Source organism: Allostella sp., from assembly GCF_041913585.1.
In the GTDB taxonomy this organism is placed as follows: Bacteria; Pseudomonadota; Alphaproteobacteria; order ATCC43930; family Allostellaceae; genus Allostella.
Genome location: NZ_JAYSFE010000034.1, coordinates 20,785 through 38,661, shown reverse-complemented (window position 1 = coordinate 38,661; position 17,877 = coordinate 20,785). Strand labels below are relative to the sequence as shown.

The 17,877-nt window shown below is 72.3% G+C and carries 17 protein-coding genes and 1 pseudogene; 9 read left to right on the top strand and 9 right to left on the bottom strand.

Features of this window, described 5'->3' with window-relative positions:
* A pseudogene (gene metX, locus ACE3Q3_RS09060) lies at window positions 1–578 on the top strand (homoserine O-acetyltransferase); the annotation flags it as partial.
* Entirely contained in the window at window positions 575–1,210 is a 636-nt protein-coding gene (metW, locus tag ACE3Q3_RS09055) for a methionine biosynthesis protein MetW (RefSeq protein WP_374444759.1), read from the top strand. The pseudogene metX and the gene metW, both read left to right, overlap by 4 nt.
* Here metW and ACE3Q3_RS09050 read toward each other — a convergent pair.
* Both ACE3Q3_RS09050 and ACE3Q3_RS09045 read right to left on the bottom strand, forming a co-directional pair.
* Window positions 1,207–1,959, bottom strand: a complete 753-nt coding sequence (locus tag ACE3Q3_RS09050) for a methyltransferase domain-containing protein (protein WP_374444757.1) — start codon at window positions 1,957–1,959, stop codon at window positions 1,207–1,209. The two genes, metW and ACE3Q3_RS09050, sit on opposite strands and share 4 nt — an antisense overlap.
* Before the next feature lie 13 nt (window positions 1,960–1,972).
* The gene (locus ACE3Q3_RS09045; RefSeq protein ID WP_374444755.1) at window positions 1,973–2,245 is read right to left on the bottom strand and encodes a hypothetical protein; all 273 of its coding nucleotides are present in this window, start codon (window positions 2,243–2,245) and stop codon (window positions 1,973–1,975) included.
* 138 nt (window positions 2,246–2,383) lie between these two features.
* Between ACE3Q3_RS09045 and gloB the strand changes: the two genes are divergently transcribed.
* Genes gloB through ACE3Q3_RS09030 form a run of 3 tightly spaced genes read left to right on the top strand, consistent with a single transcriptional unit; the run spans window position 2,384 to window position 4,225 of the window.
* Window positions 2,384–3,148: a hydroxyacylglutathione hydrolase gene (gene gloB / locus ACE3Q3_RS09040; RefSeq protein ID WP_374444753.1), complete on the top strand. Its 765-nt coding sequence runs from the start codon at window positions 2,384–2,386 to the stop codon at window positions 3,146–3,148.
* Between the two features lie 31 nt (window positions 3,149–3,179).
* On the top strand, window positions 3,180–3,794 hold the full coding sequence (locus ACE3Q3_RS09035; RefSeq protein WP_374444752.1) for a glutathione S-transferase N-terminal domain-containing protein: 615 nt from the start codon (window positions 3,180–3,182) through the stop codon (window positions 3,792–3,794).
* A complete protein-coding gene (locus tag ACE3Q3_RS09030) occupies window positions 3,791–4,225 on the top strand; it encodes a cupin domain-containing protein (protein WP_374444748.1) in 435 nt (144 codons plus the stop codon). Before ACE3Q3_RS09035 ends, ACE3Q3_RS09030 begins: the two co-directional genes overlap by 4 nt.
* A 171-nt stretch (window positions 4,226–4,396) precedes the next feature.
* Here the strand turns inward: ACE3Q3_RS09030 and ACE3Q3_RS09025 are convergent, their stop codons facing one another.
* The 4 genes from ACE3Q3_RS09025 to ACE3Q3_RS09010 form a co-directional block, all read right to left on the bottom strand.
* Window positions 4,397–5,317: a DMT family transporter gene (locus tag ACE3Q3_RS09025; protein ID WP_374444746.1), complete on the bottom strand. Its 921-nt coding sequence runs from the start codon at window positions 5,315–5,317 to the stop codon at window positions 4,397–4,399.
* 25 nt (window positions 5,318–5,342) lie between these two features.
* Window positions 5,343–6,068, bottom strand: a complete 726-nt coding sequence (gene phbB / locus ACE3Q3_RS09020; RefSeq protein ID WP_374444744.1) for an acetoacetyl-CoA reductase — start codon at window positions 6,066–6,068, stop codon at window positions 5,343–5,345.
* Between the two features lie 192 nt (window positions 6,069–6,260).
* Entirely contained in the window at window positions 6,261–7,436 is a 1,176-nt protein-coding gene (locus ACE3Q3_RS09015; RefSeq protein WP_374444742.1) for an acetyl-CoA C-acetyltransferase, read from the bottom strand.
* A 36-nt stretch (window positions 7,437–7,472) separates the two neighbouring features.
* Window positions 7,473–8,699 (bottom strand): alpha/beta fold hydrolase, encoded by a 1,227-nt coding sequence (locus tag ACE3Q3_RS09010; RefSeq protein ID WP_374444740.1) that lies wholly within the window; start codon window positions 8,697–8,699, stop codon window positions 7,473–7,475.
* A 333-nt stretch (window positions 8,700–9,032) separates the two neighbouring features.
* Between ACE3Q3_RS09010 and phaR the strand changes: the two genes are divergently transcribed.
* Entirely contained in the window at window positions 9,033–9,704 is a 672-nt protein-coding gene (phaR, locus tag ACE3Q3_RS09005) for a polyhydroxyalkanoate synthesis repressor PhaR (protein ID WP_374444738.1), read from the top strand.
* Window positions 9,705–9,743: 39 nt separating this feature from the next.
* On the opposite strand, the gene ACE3Q3_RS09000 is transcribed toward phaR, so the two are convergent.
* Window positions 9,744–10,664, bottom strand: coding sequence for a DMT family transporter (locus tag ACE3Q3_RS09000; protein ID WP_374444735.1), 921 nt, complete (start codon window positions 10,662–10,664; stop codon window positions 9,744–9,746).
* Between the two features lie 137 nt (window positions 10,665–10,801).
* Here ACE3Q3_RS09000 and ACE3Q3_RS08995 point away from each other — a divergent pair, with 137 nt between their 5' ends.
* From ACE3Q3_RS08995 to ACE3Q3_RS08985, 3 genes are all read left to right on the top strand, one after another.
* A complete protein-coding gene (locus ACE3Q3_RS08995; protein ID WP_374444732.1) occupies window positions 10,802–12,328 on the top strand; it encodes an acyl--CoA ligase in 1,527 nt (508 codons plus the stop codon).
* A complete protein-coding gene (locus ACE3Q3_RS08990) occupies window positions 12,325–13,305 on the top strand; it encodes a 2-dehydropantoate 2-reductase (RefSeq protein ID WP_374444730.1) in 981 nt (326 codons plus the stop codon). Before ACE3Q3_RS08995 ends, ACE3Q3_RS08990 begins: the two co-directional genes overlap by 4 nt.
* Window positions 13,306–13,651: 346 nt before the next feature.
* Complete coding sequence (locus tag ACE3Q3_RS08985; protein ID WP_374444727.1) at window positions 13,652–14,047, top strand: helix-turn-helix domain-containing protein; 396 nt, start codon at window positions 13,652–13,654, stop codon at window positions 14,045–14,047.
* Here the strand turns inward: ACE3Q3_RS08985 and ACE3Q3_RS08980 are convergent.
* A complete protein-coding gene (locus ACE3Q3_RS08980; RefSeq protein ID WP_374444725.1) occupies window positions 14,044–15,351 on the bottom strand; it encodes an MFS transporter in 1,308 nt (435 codons plus the stop codon). The genes ACE3Q3_RS08985 and ACE3Q3_RS08980 overlap by 4 nt on opposite strands.
* A gap of 77 nt (window positions 15,352–15,428) precedes the next feature.
* A complete protein-coding gene (locus tag ACE3Q3_RS08975) occupies window positions 15,429–17,759 on the bottom strand; it encodes an adenosylcobalamin-dependent ribonucleoside-diphosphate reductase (RefSeq protein WP_374444722.1) in 2,331 nt (776 codons plus the stop codon).
* Window positions 17,760–17,877: the final 118 nt, after the last annotated feature.

The following is a 17,877-nucleotide window of genomic DNA, read 5'->3' as shown; positions in this document are numbered from 1 at the left end:
ACGAGGTCGGCCGCCAGGCGATCATGGCCGACCCCGACTGGTGCGGCGGCGACTATCTGCAGCAGGGACGGCGGCCCGGCGCCGGGCTCGCCGTCGCCCGCATGGCCGCCCACATCACCTACCTCTCCGAATCGGCGCTGCACCGCAAGTTCGGCCGCGCGCTGCAGGACCGTACCGGCCTCAGCTACGGCTTCGATGCCGACTTCCAGGTCGAGAGCTACCTGCGCCACCAGGGCTCGACCTTCGTCGAGCGCTTCGACGCCAACTCCTACCTCTACATCACCCGGGCGATGGACTATTTCGACCTCGCCGCCGAGCATGGCGGCGTGCTCGCCAACGCCTTCCGCGGCTCCGCCACGCGCTTCTGCCTCTTCTCCTTCACCAGCGACTGGCTGTTCCCGACCGCCGAGAGCCGCGACGTCGTCCATGCGCTGAACGCGGCCGCTGCCAACGTCAGCTTCGTCGAGGTCGACAGCGACAAGGGCCACGACGCGTTCCTGCTCGACGAGCCGGAGTTCCATGCGACGCTGTCGGGCTTCCTCGCCGGCTGTGCCGACCATTGGGGGCGGGCCCGGTGACCGGTTCGCCGCGGCAGAACGGCGCGGCCGACCTGCGCGTCGACCTCCAGATCATCGCCGACATGATCCCGGAGGGCGCCCGCGTCCTCGACGTCGGCTGTGAGGACGGCGCGCTCCTGGCCCAGCTAGTGCGCGCGAAGGGGGTCGACGGCCGCGGCATCGAGCTCAGCCAGGCCGGGGTCAACGTCTGCGTCAGCAACGGCCTGTCGGTCATCCAGGGCGATGCCGACACCGACCTCGGCGGCTACCCCTCCGACGTCTTCGACTTCGTCATCCTGAGCCAGACGCTGCAGGCGACGCGCGATCCCAAGGGGGTCCTGACCGATCTCGTGCGCATCGGCCGCCGGGCGATCGTCAGCTTCCCCAATTTCGGCCACTGGCGGGTACGCTGGCACCTCCTGACCGCGGGGCGGATGCCGGTCACCCGTCACCTTGCGTACCAGTGGTACGACACGCCCAACATCCATTTCTGCACGATCCTGGACTTCCTGACCCTGTGCCGGGACATCGGCGTCGAGATCGAGCGCGGCCTGGCGCTCGACGAGACCGGCCGGGTGCAGCCCTATTCGGCGACCGGCCGCCGCGCCAACCTCCTGGCCGCCCAGGCGATGTTCGTCCTGCGCCGGCGCTAGACGCCCTTGCGGCCGGCGCCGGCGGGCCGCATCGGTGCCGGCACGGCGACCAGCCGCTCGCGCCGCCGGGCGGCCGTCCGCACCGGCGTCGCCGCATAGATCTGCTTCGTCGCCTCGATCATGACGAGGCCGGCGAAGCGGGTGAACCAGCGTTCCCCGGCCCGCTCCCAGGCGAGCGCGCCGCGCTGCAGCATCCGCCAGCGGAAGGGCGGAACAAACAGCGCATGGGCGGTCTGGACCGGGGTGAAGAGGCAGTCGCGAAGCAGGCGCGAGAGCTGCCCCGCCGAATAGGGGTGGCCGGTGCCGAACGGCGTCATGTCGCGGCGCGCCCACAGTCCGCGGCGGTTCGGCACGACGATCAGCAGGCGGCCGCCGCCGGCCAGCACCCGCCACGCCTCGCGCAGCATCGGGCGCACCTGCTCGCTGCCTTCGAGCGCGTGGACGATGACGATCCGGTCGAAGAACTGGGCCGGAAAGGGCAGTTCGCTCTCCTCGCCGATGGTCGCCCGGTTGGGTCCCTCGGGCGGCCAGAAGAGAACGCCCTGGCTGGCCGGCATGCAGGCGACGACGCGCTCGGCCTCCTCGGCCATCCGGCCGAGGAACGGCGTCGCGTAGCCGAGACCGAGCACGTTGAGCCCGGCGACGGACGGCCAGATCTGGCGCATCCGACGGTTGACCATGCGGCGCGCCACCTGGCCCAGCGGGCTGCGATAGAAGTCGCGGAGGTCGACGACGTCGGCGTGCATCATCCTCAGATGTACGTCAGCGCCGGGCCCCGGGAAAGCGCGGCTCGGTGAAACCGGCCGGCAGCGGGGCGACGGGCGGCGCCGCGACATGGCCGCTGCCGTCGGCCGGCCGCGGCGCCGACGCCGCGGCGCGTCCCGGCGCGCGGACGACGCGGCCGTCGGGGAAGAGCTCGATGCGGCCGGAGATCTGGCCGCGTTCGCCGGCGGCGCCCCGGGTGGGCTCGGCCGCGGCGGCCGGGCCGAGCGCCGCGGCGACCGTCAGGAGGACGATGGGGAGGAGGGAGGTCACGCCGCGACAACGGCGCCGGCCGAGCCGGCATTCCCGGGCGCTTCCGCGCAGGGCCGGCGGCCGGGCATCCCGGGGTTGGCGACGGTCCGGGCGAGCGCATAGTATGGCCGCCCGTCGCCGACCACCCCCGGGGGCTCCATGCTGGACATCCACCGCATCCCGGTGCTGAAGGACAACTATGTCTGGCTCGCCCACGAGCCGTCGGCCGACGTGACGGCCGTCGTCGATCCGGCCGTGGCCGAGCCGGTCGAGGCGGCGCTGCGGGATCGGGGCTGGCGGCTCACCCATATCCTCAACACCCATCACCATGGCGACCACACCGGCGCCAACCTCGCCCTGAAGGCGGCGCACGGCTGCACCATCGTCGGCCCGGCCGCCGACCGCGCGCGCATCCCCGGCATCGACGTCGCGGTGGCCGACGGCGACCGCTGCCGGCTCGGGGCGGCCGAGGCGGAGGTGTTCGACGTGCCGGGCCATACGCGCGGCCACATCGCCTTCTGGTTCGCGGCCGACCGGGCCCTCTTCTGCGGCGACACGCTCTTCGCCCTGGGCTGCGGCCGGCTCTTCGAGGGCACGCCCGACCAGATGTGGCGGTCGCTCGGCAAGCTGCGGGCGCTGCCCGGCGACACGCGGGTCTTCTGCGCCCACGAATACACCCAGTCCAACGCCCGCTTCGCGCTGACGGTCGACGGCGGCAACCCGGCGCTGGTCCGACGCGCCGCGGAGGTCGATGCGTTGCGCGCACGCGGCGAGCCGACGGTGCCGTCGACCATCGCGCTGGAACGGGCGACCAACCCGTTCCTGCGCGCCGACGAGCGCGCGCTCGCCCTGGCGGTGGGCCTGCCGCCCGACGATCCCGTCGCCGTCTTCGCCGAGGTGCGGCGGCGCAAGGATTCCTTCTGACCCCACGACCATCCTTCCCCGAGGTGATCCGATGAAGCTCCGCTATTCGGCGACGTCCCCCTATGTCCGCAAGGTCGTCGTCCTCGCCCTCGAGACCGGGCTCGACGCCCGCATCGAGCGGGTGCCGACGGCGGCCGCGCCGACCAAGGCCAACCCCGAGATCGCGGCCGAGAATCCGCTCGCCAAGGTGCCGAGCCTGACCACGGACGACGGCCAGCACCTCTACGACTCGCCGGTGATCTGCGAGTATCTCGACTCGCTGCACGACGGTGCCCGCGCGTTCCCTACCCCCGGGCCGCTGCGCTGGACGGCGCTGCGGCAGCAGGCGCTGGCCGACGGCATCCTCGATGCCGCGCTCCTCATCCGCTACGAGATGAGCCGCCCCGCCGACCGCCAGTGGGCCGACTGGAGCGCCGGGCAGAAGCGCAAGGTGACGCAGGCGCTGGACGCGCTGGAGGCGGAGGCGTCGCGGCTCGGCGATCAGGTGACGATCGGCACGATCGCGATCGGCTGCGCGCTGGGCTATCTCGATTTCCGCTTCGCCGCCGACGACTGGCGCCGCGGCCGGCCGACGCTCGCCGCCTGGTACGAGAAGTTCGCCGCCCGGCCGTCGATGGCCGCGACGCAGCCCAAGGACCCGGCATGAGCGGCGGCGCGATGGACGAGGCGGAGGCGATCGCGGCCGCCCTCGGCCTCGTCGCGCATCCCGAGGGCGGCCGCTTCGCCGAGACCTACCGCCATGCCGCCACCGACGGCGGGCGGGGGGCGATGACGGCGATCTACTTCCTGCTGCGCGCCGGTGAACGGTCGCACTGGCACCGCGTCGACGCCGACGAGATGTGGCACTGGTACGCCGGTGCCGCCCTCCGGCTCGAGATCGCCGGGGACGGCGGCCGGCGGCACGCCCTGCTCGGCAACGGCTTCGCCGCCGGCCAGCGCCCGCAGGTGCTGGTGCCGGCCGGGGCGTGGCAGGCGGCCGAGACGATCGGCGCCTGGACGCTCGTCGGCTGCACGGTGGCTCCCGCCTTCGAGTTCGCCGGGTTCGAGCTGGCGCCGCCCGGGTGGGAGCCGGGTTGATACCAAGTCCGGCGGAACGACACTCTTTCTTCCGGGAGCGTCGGTCGCGCGCCTGGGCGCGGCGGCCGGCCCGTTGGCTTCGCCATGGTCCATGGGGGCTTCCCGGCGGCCGGCCTGACCGAAGCGCTCTTCCTGCGTGACATCCATGTCCGGGCCGATCGACGCTCGGCGCTACCGGGTCGAGGGCGCGGCCCTCGTCGGCCTGGCACCCGGCGGACGCCGTCCCAGCCGCTCGCGGGCGGCGAGGGCGGCGCCGCCGGTGATGAGGAGGCAGGCGGCCGCGATGGTCCAGGACGCCTCGGCCCGGCCGAAGGCGACGAGCAGCAGGGTCGAAAGCAGCGGCGCCAGGTAGGCGAGGGCCCCCAGAAGCTTGATGTCGCCGTGCTTGACGCCGATGTCCCAGACGAAGAAGGCGAGACCCATGGGCCCGAGGCCCAGCGCCACCACCGCGAACCACGCCGCGCCCTCGGGCGGCCGCCACGGCTCCCAGGCGAGATGGCAGAGGAGGGCCAGCAGCGCGGTTGCGCCGCAGAAGGCGCCGACGGCATCGCTCGGCACCTTGCCGAAGCGGCGGCTGGCGACCGAATAGGCGGCCCAGACGACGGCCGAGCCGAGGGCGGCGGCATAGCCCGGTGCATGTTCGGCGCGGAAGGCGACGCGGCCGCCGTCGGTCACCAGCAGGCCGGCGCCGGCGAGGCCGAGGAGCGCCCCCGCGACATGCCACCAGCGCAGCCGCTCGCCCGGCAGCAGGGCCGAGAAGAGAACGATCAGCAAGGGCCACAGGTAGTTGACGAGGTTCGCCTCGAGCGGCGGGGCGTTGGCGAGGGCGACGAAGTAGAGCAGGTGGAACCCGAAGAGGCCACCGACCCCGAGGCCCCAGACCGGGAGCGGCCAGGCGAGGCGGCCGGCGATGCCGCCGCCGCGCACCAGCCACAGGGCGAGGGCGGCGACGAAGGCGATGCCGAACGTCAATGCCACCATCAGGAAGGGGGGCACCGGGCCGGCCGCCGTGGTCAGCAGGGCGAGCGTCGCCCACAGCAGCACGGCGCCGCCGCCGAGCGCCGTGGCCCGGCCGGCCGACAGCACGATCATGGACCGGTCCCGATGCCCGCCCGGCTCAGTACATGTGCTGGCCGCCGTTGATCGACAGCGTCGACCCGGTGATGAACCCGGCATCGTCGCCGACCAGGAAGAGCACGCCGCGGGCGATCTCCGAGGCATGGCCGAGGCGGCCGACCGGGATCCGCGCGACGATCTTCTCCAGCACGTTGGGCGGCACGGCGCGCACCATCTCGGTGTCGATGTAGCCGGGCGCGATGGCGTTGACGGTGATGCCCTTGGCGGCGCCTTCCTGGGCCAGCGCCTTGGTGAAGCCGTGGATGCCCGACTTGGCGGCGGCGTAGTTCACCTGGCCGTACTGGCCCGCCTGGCCGTTGATCGAGCCGATATTGACGATCCGCCCGAAGTTCCGCTCGCGCATCCCGTCGATCACCAGCCGGCTCATGTTGAAGCAGGAGGTGAGGTTGGTCTGGATGACCGCGTTCCACTGCTCGAACGTCATGCGGTGGATGGTGGTATCGCGGGTGATGCCGGCATTGTTGACCAGCACCTCGACCGGTCCGAGTTCGGCCGCGATCTGCGCGAGGCCGGCGCGGCAGGCCTCGAAGTCGGCGACATCGAAGCGGTAGGCGGCGATACCGGTCTCGGCGGTGAACGCCTTGGCGACCTCCTCGTTGCCGCCATAGTTGGCGGCGACCCGATATCCCGCGTCCCGCAGCGCTTCCGAGATTGCCCGGCCGATGCCGCGCGTGCCGCCGGTGACCACCGCTACCCGTCCTGCCATGTCCATCCTCCCGAAATGCGACGCTCGTGAGCGGCGTCGACTTGCACGCATCAGACCACGGACGGGCCGTCCGCTGCCAGTCGTCGCATGCGCCTCGCCGGCTCGCACCCGCTCCAATAGCGCGGCCGTCTGTCGGAAATGCGACGGGCCGCCCCGAGGGGCGGCCCGCCGGCATCCGCGAGGCGGCGTCCGTCAGTCGCGGGCGACACACATGGCGACGCCCATACCGCCGCCGATGCACAGCGTCGCCAGCCCCTTGCGGGCGTTCCGGCGCTGCATCTCGTAGAGCAGCGTCGTCAGCACCCGGGCGCCCGAGGCGCCGATCGGGTGGCCGAGCGCGATCGCGCCGCCGTTGACGTTGACCCGGGCCGGGTCCCAGCCGAGCTCCATGTTGACCGCGCAGGCCTGGGCGGCGAAGGCCTCGTTCGCCTCGACGAGGTCGAGGTCGTCCTTGCTCCACCCGGCCTTGGCGAGCGCCGCCCGGCTGGCGGGGATGGGGCCGGTGCCCATGATCGCGGGGTCGACGCCGGCGGTCGCCCAGGAGACGATCCGCGCCAGCGGCCGGATGCCGCGCCGCGCCGCCGCGTCGGCCGACATCAGCACCGCGACCGCCGCGCCGTCGTTGATGCCGGACGCGTTGCCGGCGGTGACGGTGCCGTTCTTGTCGAAGGACGGGCGCAGCTTGGCCAGCGTCTCGGTCGTGGTGCCGTGCCGGGGGTATTCGTCGGTGTCGACCACCGTGTCGCCCTTGCGGCCCTTGATGGTGACCGGGACGATCTCGTCGGCGAAGCGACCGGACTTCTGGGCGGCCTCGGCCTTCTGCTGCGACGCAGCGGCGAAGGCATCCTGCTGCTCGCGGGTGATCTGCCACTTCTGGGCCACGTTCTCGGCCGTGTTGCCCATGTGGTAGCCGTTGAAGGCGTCCCAGAGCCCGTCCTTGATCATGGTGTCGACGAACTCGGCCGGACCCATCTTCACGCCGCTCCGCAGGTGGGCGGCGTGCGGGGCCTGGCTCATGCTCTCCTGGCCGCCGCAGACGACGATCCCGGCATCGCCGAGCTTGATCGCCTGGTAGCCGAGCGCGACCGCCCGCAGCCCGGAGCCGCAGAGCTGGTTGATGCCGTAGGCGGTGCGCTCGACCGGAATGCCGGCGGCGACGGCGGCCTGCCGGGCCGGGTTCTGGCCCGCCGCCGCGGTCAGGATCTGGCCCATCACCACTTCGTCGACCTCGGTGGGGGCGACCTTGGCGCGCTCGAGCGCGGCCTGGATGGCGACCTGGCCCAGATAGTGGGCGGAAACGCCGGAGAGGGTGCCGTTGAATGCGCCGATCGGTGTGCGGGCCGCGGCGGCGATCACCACGTCGGTCATGGAGTGGGCTCCAGGGTGGGGATGGTGCAGTGCACTCTAGGGGTCGCCCGACGACGAGTCCAGCCAGTGCGCCAGCGGGTCCCAGACCGCGGCCGGGGCACCGCCGCCGACGATCATGCCGATATGGCCGAGGGCCGGGGACAGCAGCCGCGCGCCCGGAACGGCCCGCGCCAGCGCCGCCGCGGAGGCGTGCGGCACGATGCGGTCGTGCTGCGGCGCGATCACCAGGGCCGGCAGCGACAGGGTCTCGGGGCGGACCGGGCGGCCGGCGATCCGCCAGGCGCCGGCCGCGGTGGCGTTGGCGCCGTACCAGTCGCCGAGGCACTCGGCGGCGACCGGGGCCGCCAGCGGCACCCCGTCGTTCAGCCAGTCCTCGAGGGCGACAAAGGCCTGCGCCCGCTCGCCGGCCGGGTCGAGGTCGGCAAACGACGAGAACTTGCGCAGCCCGAGCGCCGGGTCGAGGGAGAGGAACAGCATCTGCAGGAGGTCGACCGGCAGGTCGCCCCACCGCCGCACCCACGGATCGGCGGCCCGCCACCAGGCGCCGATCGCGCGCGCCTGCGGGGCGCGCTCGGCGTGGAAGTCCCAGGGCGTGGCGAGCAGCGCCAGCCGCGTCAGGTCGCGCGGGCGGCGGGTCGCCAGCGCCAGCGCCAGGTCGCCGCCCATGCAGTAGCCGAGGAGTGCCGGCGGCCGGCGCTCGATCGCCAGCACCGCGTCGAGCGCCGCCTCCAGCCGGCCGGCGACATAGGCGGTCAGGTCGAAGCCGCGCTCCTCGGGTCCGGGGGCACCCCAGTCGACGAGATAGGCCGGCATGCCGCGCTGGGCGAGGAAGCGCAGCAGGCTGGTGTCGGCGGCGAGGTCGAGAATGTAGGCGCGGTTGACGAGCGACGGCACGACGAGCAGCGGCGGTCCCGGCAGGCCGGCCCGGCCATAGCGGCGCAGCGCCGTCGATCCCTCCTGCCAGACCGCCGGCATGTCGGCGAGCGAGCGGCGGTAGGGATGGTGGCGATAGCGCTCGAGGCCGGTCAGGAACCGGTCGGCACGGGCGCGGATCTCGCGGTCGAGGGCGCTGCCGAAGGCGTCAGGATCGACGGCGCGGAGCTGCCCGGCGAGGTCGGCGAGCGGCCCCGCGAACAGCGGATTCGAGTCCGGCGATGCGTTCCTCAAGAGCGGCCATGCGGCGCGCGAGCTGTTCCAGATCGTGGCCGCCAGCAGGAGGTGCGCCGGCAGCGGCCGGGGGCCCAGGCGGGGCGGCGGGGTCATGCCGGCCGGCCGCGGCGACGGGGGCGGCGGGCGGCCCGGCGAACCCCGGTGGCGCGAACAGCGAGAGCCAGCGCGCCGTGGCCTCGGCGACGGCGGGATCGGCGGCGACGGCCAGCATCTGCTCCTGCCACAGGGTCATGAACCGCCGTGCGAGCGCGTCGGTGTCGGGCGGGTCGGCCATCGGCCGGACTATATCGACCGGGACTCGTCGCCGCCACCCGCGCCCGCAGGACTGCGCCCGGGACGTTCGCGCCCGCAGCAGAGCGGCTGTTCGCGGCAGCGAAATCCATGTTATGCACGGGTTGTGGACCGTCCACCGTCCGGAGTGCGTACATGACCGAGGATTCGGGGTCGGCGACCTCAGCCATCACGATCAAGAAATACGCCAACCGCCGGCTCTACAACACGGCGACGTCGAGCTACGTCACGCTCGACCACCTTTGCCAGATGGTCAAGGACGGCCAGGATTTCGTGGTCTTCGACGCCAAGACCGGCGAGGACATCACCCGCCAGGTGCTGACCCAGATCATCGTCGAGGAAGAGCAGAAGAGCGGCCACAACCTGCTGCCGATCGGCTTCCTGCGCCAGCTCATCGGCTTCTACGGGAACAACCTGCAGTGGCTGGTGCCGCGCTACCTGGACGCCAGCATGCAGACCTTCGCCCGCAACCAGGACCAGTTCCGGGACTACATGCAGGGCGCCTTCGGCAATCTCTTCCCGTTCGGCCGGCTGGAGGAGATGGGCAAGCAGAACCTCGCCATGTTCGAGCGCGCGATGCAGATGTGGGCGCCGTTCAGCGGCCGGCCCGAGGACGGGCGCCCGCCCGAGGCGACGCGCCCGCCCGCTCCGGCCGCGGCTCCGCCCGGCGCGGCGCCGGCCAGCGAGTCGATGCGCGACCTCGAATCCCGCCTCGATGCGCTGCAGAAGCAGCTCGAGGCGCTGACCCACCGCGACGACAAGGCGTCCGACAAGGACAAGTCGTCCAAGGACAAGTCGTCCGGCTGAGCGCGGCCGGCAGCCGCGGGCGCGGTTCCGGGCGAGGGCTCAGCTCGCCGGCTTGGCGGGCTGGGTCGCCGCACCGCGGCGGCGCGTCTCGCGGTGGGCGATGAAGAGCCCGGACATGGCGACGATCGCGGCTCCGGCGATCAGCGGCAGGGTCGGGACGTCGCCCCAGACGAAGTAGCCCATGAGCACCGCCCAGATCATCGACAGATAGCTGAAGGGGGCCAGGATCGCCGCCGGCGTGAAGCGGAATGCCTGCGCCCACCAGAACTGGGCGATCCCCGAGCAGACGCCGATCGCCCCGATCGCCAGGAAGTCGGTCCAGGTCGGCGGCACCCAGGCAAAGAAGGGCAGGGAGGCGGCCGAGATCAGGAACGTCGTCACCGCCTGGTAGAAGACGAGCGTGGCGCTCGCCTCGGTGGCGCTCAGCCGGCGGATGCCGATCGAGAGCAGGGCGCCGAACAAGGCGTTCGCCAGCGCGAAGAGCGCGCCCGAATTGAGGACGTCGCCGGTCGGTCGCACCATGATGAGGACGCCCAGGAAGCCGAACGCGACGGCGCCCCAGCGGTAGATCCCGACCTTCTCGCCGAGCAGCGGCACCGAGAGGGCGGTGAGGAAGATCGGCGAGGCGAAGCCGATCGCCACCGCGTCGGCCAGCGGCATCATGCTGAAGGCGAGGAAGTTGCAGCTCATCGAGACGAACTGCAGCATCGCCCGCGAGACGTGCCAGCCGAGCCGGCGGGTGCGCAGCACCCGCAGCCCGCCCGAGACGGCGACGAGCACGAAACTCGGGATGAGCGCAAACAGGCAGCGGATGAAGACCACCTCGCCGACCGGATAGCGCTCGACCTGCCACTTGATCGCGGCGTTGAGGATGGAAAAGACGAAGACCGCGCCGACCATGTAGAGGATGCCGCGGCGGATATCGCCGCGGCTGGCCGGCGGCAGGAAGCTGGAGCGCATCGAAACCCGATCGTTGGCCGGGGATCGTGCGCCGGATCGGCCGCCATTGCCAACCCCGTTCCGGCGTTGGCCTCGGCCGGAGGGGGCTGATAGGCTCGGCCGGCCGGGGGAAATCGCCAAGGGGACACGAGACGCCGATGAGCGCCGCCACCAACATCACCGACCTGCTCGCCGCCGGGCGCGACGACGCGCCCGCGATCGCCGCGCCCGACCGGCCCGCGCTCACCCATGCCGAGCTGCGCCGCCTCGCCGCCGACACGGTCGCCCGCCTCAACCGGCTCGGCATCGGCCGCAACGACCCGGTCGCGATCGTCCTGCCGAACGGGCCGGAGATGGCGACCGCCTTCGTCGCCATCGCCTGCGGCGCGACCACGGCCCCGCTCAATCCCGCCTACCGGGCGGACGAGTTCGACTTCTACCTCGGCGACCTCGCGGCGCGTGCGCTGGTGGTCGAGCGCGGCAGCCAGTCGCCGGCGATCGCGGTGGCGCAGGCGCGCGGCGTGCCGATCGTCGAACTGGTGGCGGACCCGTCGGGCCCGGCCGGCGCCTTCGTCCTGGAGGGGGCCGCCATGCCCGGGGGCGGGGCGCACGGCCCGGCCGACAGCGACGACGTGGCGCTGGTGCTGCACACCTCGGGCACGACCTCGCGGCCGAAGATGGTGCCGCTCCGCCACCGCAACGTCTGCGCCTCCGCCCGCAACATCCGGGTGGCATTGGGCCTGACGGCGGCCGACCGCTGCCTCAACATCATGCCGCTCTTCCACATCCACGGCCTGATCGCCGCGGTCCTGAGCTCGCTCGGCGCCGGCGGCTCGGTCTTCTGCGCCCCGGGCTTCAACGCGCTGCGCTTCTTCGCGCAGCTCTCCGAGGCGAGGCCGACCTGGTACACGGCGGTGCCGACCATGCACCAGGCGATCCTGGCGCGCGCCGACCGCAACCGCGAGGCCATCGCGGCGGCGCCGCTCCGGCTCATCCGCTCGTCCTCGGCCTCGCTGCCGCCGCAGGTGATGCGGGCGCTCGAGGAGACCTTCTCGGTGCCCGTGATCGAGAGCTACGGCATGACCGAGGCCGCCCACCAGATGGCCTCGAACCCGCTGCCGCCCCGGCCGCGCAAGCCGGGCACGGTCGGCGTCGCGGCCGGGCCCGAGGTGGCGATCATGGCGGAGGCCGGCGCCGCGCTGCTGCCGCCGGGCGAGACGGGCGAGGTCGTGATCCGCGGCGACAATGTCACGTCCGGCTATGCCGCCAACCCGGACGCCAATGCCAAGGCCTTCACCGACGGCTGGTTCCGCACCGGCGACCAGGGCGTCATCGACGCCGACGGCTACCTGACGATCACCGGCCGGCTGAAGGAGCTCATCAACCGCGGCGGCGAGAAGATCAGCCCGCGCGAGGTCGACGAGGTGCTGATGGACCATCCCGCGGTCGATCAGGCGCTGACCTTCTCGATGCCCCACGACAAGCTGGGCGAGGAGGTGGCGGCGGTCGTCGTCCTGGCCGCCGGGCAGACCGCCACCGAGGCCGAACTGCGCGCCTTCGTGTCGCAGCGGCTGGCGGACTTCAAGGTGCCGCGGCGGGTCCTCTTCCTCGACGAGATCCCGAAGGGGGCCACCGGCAAGCTGCAGCGCATCGGCCTCGCCCAGCGCCTCGGGCTGACGGCATGAGGATCTGCATCTTCGGGGCCGGCGCCATCGGCGGCTATCTCGCCGCCGAGCTGGCGCTGGCGGGCGAGGACGTCACGGTGATCGCGCGCGGTCCCCATCTGGCGGCGATCCGCGAGCGCGGGCTGACCCTGCTGATCGGCGACGAGCGCAAGGTCGCCCGCGTCGCCGCGACCTCCGACCCGGCCGAAGCCGGGGTGCAGGACAGCGTCGTCGTCACCCTCAAGGCCCATTCGCTGCCGGCGGTGGCGGACCAGCTGACGCCGCTCTTCGGGCCCGAGACCTCGGTCGTCACCGCCATGAACGGCGTGCCCTGGTGGTACTTCGAGCGCCTGCCCGGCCCGTGGGAGGGGCACCGCATCCGCGCCGTCGACCCCGACGGGCGGATCGCGGCCGCGATCCGGCCCGAGCGCGTCATCGGCTGCGTCGTCTATCCCGCCTGCGAGGTGGTCGAGCCGGGGGTCGTCCGCCATGTCGAGGGCAACCGCTTCCAGCTCGGCGAGATCGACGGCAGCCGCACGGCGCGCGTCCAGGAACTGAGCCGGGCGATGGGCGCGGCCGGCCTGAAGGCCCCCGTCCGTCCCCGCATCCGCGACGACATCTGGCTGAAGCTGTGGGGCAATGCCGGCTTCAATCCGATCAGCGCGCTGACCCACGGCACGCTGGAGGAGATCGCGACCGATCCCGCGACGCGGCCGATCGTCCGGGCGCTGATGGTCGAGGTCCAGACGGTCGCCGAGGCGCTGGGCGCGAAACTCGCCGTCGATGTCGACACCCGCATCCAGTGGGCGCAGGACGTCGGCGCGCACAAGACGAGCATGCTGCAGGACCTGGAGCGCGGCCGGCCGATGGAGATCGATCCGCTGGTGACGGCGGTCCAGGAGATGGCGCGACTCGTCGGGGTCGCCACGCCCACCCTCGATGTCGTGCTCGGGCTCGTGCGGCAGCGCGCCCGGACCGCCGGCTGCCTGGCGGGATAGTCCCCGGTCCGCTCCCGTTCCGGACCGGTCGCGGCCGCGGCCGGTCCGCGTCCGTATGCCGCGGAATGCCGGGCGTGGCGGGTGTCCACGGCCGGCGTTCGCTCCATAACGGTGCGATTCATAAGCCAATCGGCGGAAGAACCTCGTCGGATCTGTGCGTCTTGCGGTTGACCCTCCTTCCCGCACGGCCGAACGTCTTGTCGCAATCCTGGGATCGTGCCCGGGCGATGAACGCGGCGCGTTCATCGGCACCAGTCGCCGGCCGGCCCTCCTATTCCCGTGCGGCGCGGTCGGCGAGGACCACGGAAGGAGCGTGAAGATGGATGACGGAAGCCCCCGGCCTCCCATGTCCGAGATCGGAACCAAGCGATCCAGCAACCGTGCCCGGATCGTCGACCGCCATGTCGGGGCGATGATCCGCGAACGGCGGATCGTGCTCGGCCTGACGCAACAGCAACTCGCCGACATGATCGGCGTGACCTACCAGCAGGCGCACAAGTACGAGCGCGGGATCAACCGCGTGTCGGCCGGCCGGCTCTTCGAGATCTCCCAGGTGCTGGGGGTTCCGGTCAGCTACTTCTTCGACGGCATCGACGAGGAAGGCGGCCGCAGCGCCGGCGGGCGCGACCGGATGAGCCTGGAACTCGCGCGCAACTTCGCGCAGATCGAGGACCAGAAGCAGAAGGAGGCGCTGAGCCACCTCGCCCGGGTCCTCGCGAACGGGCACGCGGTGGCTGCCTAGGCGGTCCCGTCCGCGCCGGAGGTGGGAGAGCGGGGGGCCTCCGCGCGTTCGTCCGGGATCGTGTCTTCACTGTCGGCGTCAGCGGCGTCGTGGCCGGGTCCGGGCCGCGGCGCCGCAGTCGTTTCCGCCACCGGTACGAAGGCCTTGCGCGCGTCGACCGGGACCGGTGCGCGCCGCCCGATGCGGTAGAGGGTGAAGCCGGCGAGGCCGGCCGAGATCACCGAGACATAGGCGAAGAGCGCCTGCGGCCCGAACCATCCCATGATGTTGGCCGCCAGGATCGGCCCGATCACCGCGCCGATCCCGTAGGCGAGCAGCAGCCCGGCGCTGGCCGCGACCCGCTGGCCGGGCCCGGTGAAGTCGTTGGCGTGCGCCACCATCAGCGGATAGATGGTGAGCGACAGGCCGCCATAGACCGCGACGAGGCCGAGCAGGAGCGGCAGCGACCAGGAGCCGACGACGGCGATCGCCGCGGCGGCCAGGACGACGCCCGAGGTCACCCCGACGATGACGTGGCGGCGGTCCCGCCGGTCCGACAGCCGGCCGACCGGCCACTGCATCAGCATCCCGGCGAAGATCGTGACCGTCATGAACTGGGCGATGGCGGCGACCGACAGGCCGAGCGATTGCCCGAACAAGGGCGCCAGGCTGTAGAAGGCGGCGTTGGACAGGCCGACGGCGAAGCAGCCGACGACGCCGAGCGGCGAGATCCGGTAGAGCGCGATGAGGTTGAGGGCGGTGCGCGAGGGCGGCGGCGGGCCGGCCGACGGCGACAGCGCGACCGGCACCAGGGCGACCGAGAGCAGGGCGCCGGCGACGAGGAAGAGGTCGGGCCCGGCGGGGTCGCCCGCCTGCAGGAGCTGCTGCCCGAGGCCCGAGGCCATCTGGTTGACGATCATGTAGAAGGACAGGATGCGGCCGCGGTTGCCGCTGTCGGCGCGGTCGTTGAGCCAGCTCTCGGTGACCACGAAGATGCCGGCGATGGCGAAGCCGGAAAGGACGCGGATCGCCATCCAGGCCCAGGCGCTGACGAAGAGCGCGAGGAAGAGGAACGAGCCGGTCAGGATCGCCGCGAAGGCGGCGAAGGCGCGGATATGGCCGACCCGGGCGACCACCGCGCCCGCCCACAGCGAGCCGAAGAGGAAGCCCGCGAAATAGGCCGAGACGACGAAGCCGATGAGCTGCGGCGGGAACCGCTCGATGCCCATGCGCAGCGACAGGAACGAATTGAACAGGCTCGACGCCAGCAGCACCATGCCGATGCCGAGCAGCAGCGGCCCGACGGACTTCAGTACCCCGCGCATCCGCCCGACCCCGATCGCGTCCCCCCGGCCATCCGCCTCCATAGCACGGCGGCGGCGGGGTCAGCGACCGCCGGGCGTCACGCGCACTTGGAATAGCCGCAGTTGATGCAGCTGTCGCAGCCCTCCTGGCGCACCAGGCCGGCGGTGCCGCATTTCGGGCACTGGCGCAGCGGCGGCGCCGCGGCCGGCCCGTCGGCGGGCAGTCCCACCACCTGCCGCGGCACTTCGACCATCCGTCCCTCGGGGCTGGCGATGAAGCCGATGTCGATCATGTGCCGCTCGATCACCTCGCCGATGGCGGCGAGCAGCGAGGGCACGTAGCGGCCGTCCATCCAGGTGCCGCCACGCGGGTCGAAGACGGCCTTCAGCTCCTCGACGACGAACGACACGTCGCCGCCGCGGCGGAAGACGGCGCTGATCATCCGGGTCAGGGCCACCGTCCAGGCATAGTGCTCGGTGCTCTTGGAGTTGATGAAGACCTCGAACGGCCGGCGCCGGCCGTCCTGCACGATGTCGTTGAGGGTGATGTAGATGGCGTGGTCGGTCTCGGGCCAGCGGATCTTGTAGGTCTTGCCGGGCAGCGCCTCGGGCCGGTCGAGCGGCCGGGTCATGTAGACGACGCCGCCGGCCTCGAAGAGGTCGGCCGGGCGCGCGGGCGGCGGCGCCAGGGGCAGTTCCTGCTGGCGGGCCTCGGGCTTCTCCTTGCCGCCGGTCGCCGGGACGCTGAGGACGGAGCCCGTGACCTCGTTCGGGCGGTAGGTCGTGCAGCCCTTGCAGCCGAGGTCGTAGGCGCGGAGATAGACGTCCTTGAAGGCGTCGAAGGGGATGTCGACCGGGACGTTGATGGTCTTGGAGATCGAGCTGTCGACATAGCGCTGGACGGCCGCCTGCATGACTAGGTGGTCGGCCGGCGTCAGCGTCTGGGCATCGACGAAATAGTCCGGCAGCGGTTTGTTCTCGCCCTCCAGGCGGCGGAAGAGGCGGTAGGCATGGTCGCTGACCTCCTCCTCGCGGCGGCTGCCGTCGGGCATCAGCACCTGGCGCGAATACTTGAAGCTGAAGACCGGCTCGAGCCCGGAGGAGACGTTGTCGGCGAAGATCGAGATGGTCCCCGTTGGCGCGACCGAGGTCAGCAGCGCATTGCGGATGCCGTGCCGCGCGATCGCCTCGCGCACGTCGGCGTCCAGTTCCGAGACGGTTTCGCCGGCGAGGTAGGCGTCGCGGTCGAAGAGCGGGAACGCGCCCTTCTCGCGCGCCAGCTCCGTCGAGGCGAGGTAGGCGTGGCGCTGGATCGCCCGCATCCAGCTTTCCGTCAGCGCCACCGCGTCGTGGCTGCCGTAGCGTGTCCGGCACAGGATCAGCGCGTCGGCGAGGCCGGTGACGCCGAGCCCGATGCGGCGCTTGGCCCTGGCCTCGGCCTCCTGCTCGGGGAGGGGAAAGCGCGAGACGTCGATGACGGCGTCCATGATCCGGACCGCCGTCGGCACCAGTTCGGCCAGCCGGTCGAGGTCGAGCCGCGCCGTCTCCGTGAACGGATCGAGGACCAGCGCCGCGAGGTTGATCGAGCCGAGCAGGCAGGCCCCGTAGGGCGGCAGCGGCTGCTCGCCGCACGGGTTGGTCGCCCGGATCGTCTCGCAATAGTGCAGGTTGTTGCGCTGGTTGATGCGGTCGATGAAGATCACGCCCGGCTCGGCATAGGCGTAGGTCGCGCGCATGATCGCGTCCCACAGCTCGCGCGCCGGCAGCACCTTCCAGGTGACGCCGTTGAAGCGCAGTTCCCAGGGCTGGTCCTCGCGCACCGCAGTCATGAAGGCGTCGGTGACCAGCACCGACAGGTTGAACATGCGCAGCCGCCCCGGCTCGCGCTTGGCGGCGATGAAGGCCTCGATGTCGGGATGGTCGCAGGCGAGGGTGGCCATCATCGCGCCGCGGCGATGGCCGGCGCTCATGATGGTGCGGCACATGGCGTCCCAGACGTCCATGAAGGAGAGCGGGCCGGAGGCGTCGGCGCCGACGCCCTTCACCGGCGCGCCGCGCGGCCGCAGCGTCGAGAAGTCGTAGCCGATGCCGCCGCCCTGCTGCATCGTCAGGGCGGCCTCGCGCAGGTGCTGGAAGATGCCGCCCATGTCGTCGGGCACGGTGCCCATGACGAAGCAGTTGAAGAGGGTGACGGCGCGCCCGCTGCCGGCACCGGCGACGATCCGGCCCGCCGGCAGGAAGCGGAAGCCCTCCAGCGCCGCGTAGTAGCGGTCCTCCCAACGGCCGGGCTCGGCCTCGACGGCGGCCACGGCGCGGGCGACGCGGCGCCAGGTGTCCTCGATGGTGCGGTCGAGCGGCGCCCCGTCCGGCCCCTTCAGCCGGTACTTCATGTCCCAGATCTGCTGGGAGATCGCCGCTACGCTGGCCATGGATGCGCCTCCTGCCTGCTCACCGACGGGGCTGCCGGCCGCTTCCGGTCCGGCGGAATCTAGGCAGCGGGCGGGGGAGGGTCAAGCGGGTGTTCACGTTCTGTTTCGGACCGTCTTC

What these genes read in the sequence shown, in the direction of transcription:
- ACE3Q3_RS09050 (WP_374444757.1), bottom strand. Translation starts at nt 1,959, where the DNA reads ATGATGCACGCCGACGTCGTCGACCTCCGCGACTTCTATCGCAGCCCG.
- gloB (WP_374444753.1), top strand. Translation starts at nt 2,384, where the DNA reads ATGCTGGACATCCACCGCATCCCGGTGCTGAAGGACAACTATGTCTGG.
- ACE3Q3_RS09035 (WP_374444752.1), top strand. Translation starts at nt 3,180, where the DNA reads ATGAAGCTCCGCTATTCGGCGACGTCCCCCTATGTCCGCAAGGTCGTC.
- ACE3Q3_RS09030 (WP_374444748.1), top strand. Translation starts at nt 3,791, where the DNA reads ATGAGCGGCGGCGCGATGGACGAGGCGGAGGCGATCGCGGCCGCCCTC.
- ACE3Q3_RS09025 (WP_374444746.1), bottom strand. Translation starts at nt 5,317, where the DNA reads ATGATCGTGCTGTCGGCCGGCCGGGCCACGGCGCTCGGCGGCGGCGCC.
- phbB (WP_374444744.1), bottom strand. Translation starts at nt 6,068, where the DNA reads ATGGCAGGACGGGTAGCGGTGGTCACCGGCGGCACGCGCGGCATCGGC.
- ACE3Q3_RS09015 (WP_374444742.1), bottom strand. Translation starts at nt 7,436, where the DNA reads ATGACCGACGTGGTGATCGCCGCCGCGGCCCGCACACCGATCGGCGCA.
- ACE3Q3_RS09010 (WP_374444740.1), bottom strand. Translation starts at nt 8,699, where the DNA reads ATGACCCCGCCGCCCCGCCTGGGCCCCCGGCCGCTGCCGGCGCACCTC.
- phaR (WP_374444738.1), top strand. Translation starts at nt 9,033, where the DNA reads ATGACCGAGGATTCGGGGTCGGCGACCTCAGCCATCACGATCAAGAAA.
- ACE3Q3_RS09000 (WP_374444735.1), bottom strand. Translation starts at nt 10,664, where the DNA reads ATGCGCTCCAGCTTCCTGCCGCCGGCCAGCCGCGGCGATATCCGCCGC.
- ACE3Q3_RS08995 (WP_374444732.1), top strand. Translation starts at nt 10,802, where the DNA reads ATGAGCGCCGCCACCAACATCACCGACCTGCTCGCCGCCGGGCGCGAC.
- ACE3Q3_RS08990 (WP_374444730.1), top strand. Translation starts at nt 12,325, where the DNA reads ATGAGGATCTGCATCTTCGGGGCCGGCGCCATCGGCGGCTATCTCGCC.
- ACE3Q3_RS08985 (WP_374444727.1), top strand. Translation starts at nt 13,652, where the DNA reads ATGTCCGAGATCGGAACCAAGCGATCCAGCAACCGTGCCCGGATCGTC.
- ACE3Q3_RS08980 (WP_374444725.1), bottom strand. Translation starts at nt 15,351, where the DNA reads ATGCGCGGGGTACTGAAGTCCGTCGGGCCGCTGCTGCTCGGCATCGGC.
- ACE3Q3_RS08975 (WP_374444722.1), bottom strand. Translation starts at nt 17,759, where the DNA reads ATGGCCAGCGTAGCGGCGATCTCCCAGCAGATCTGGGACATGAAGTAC.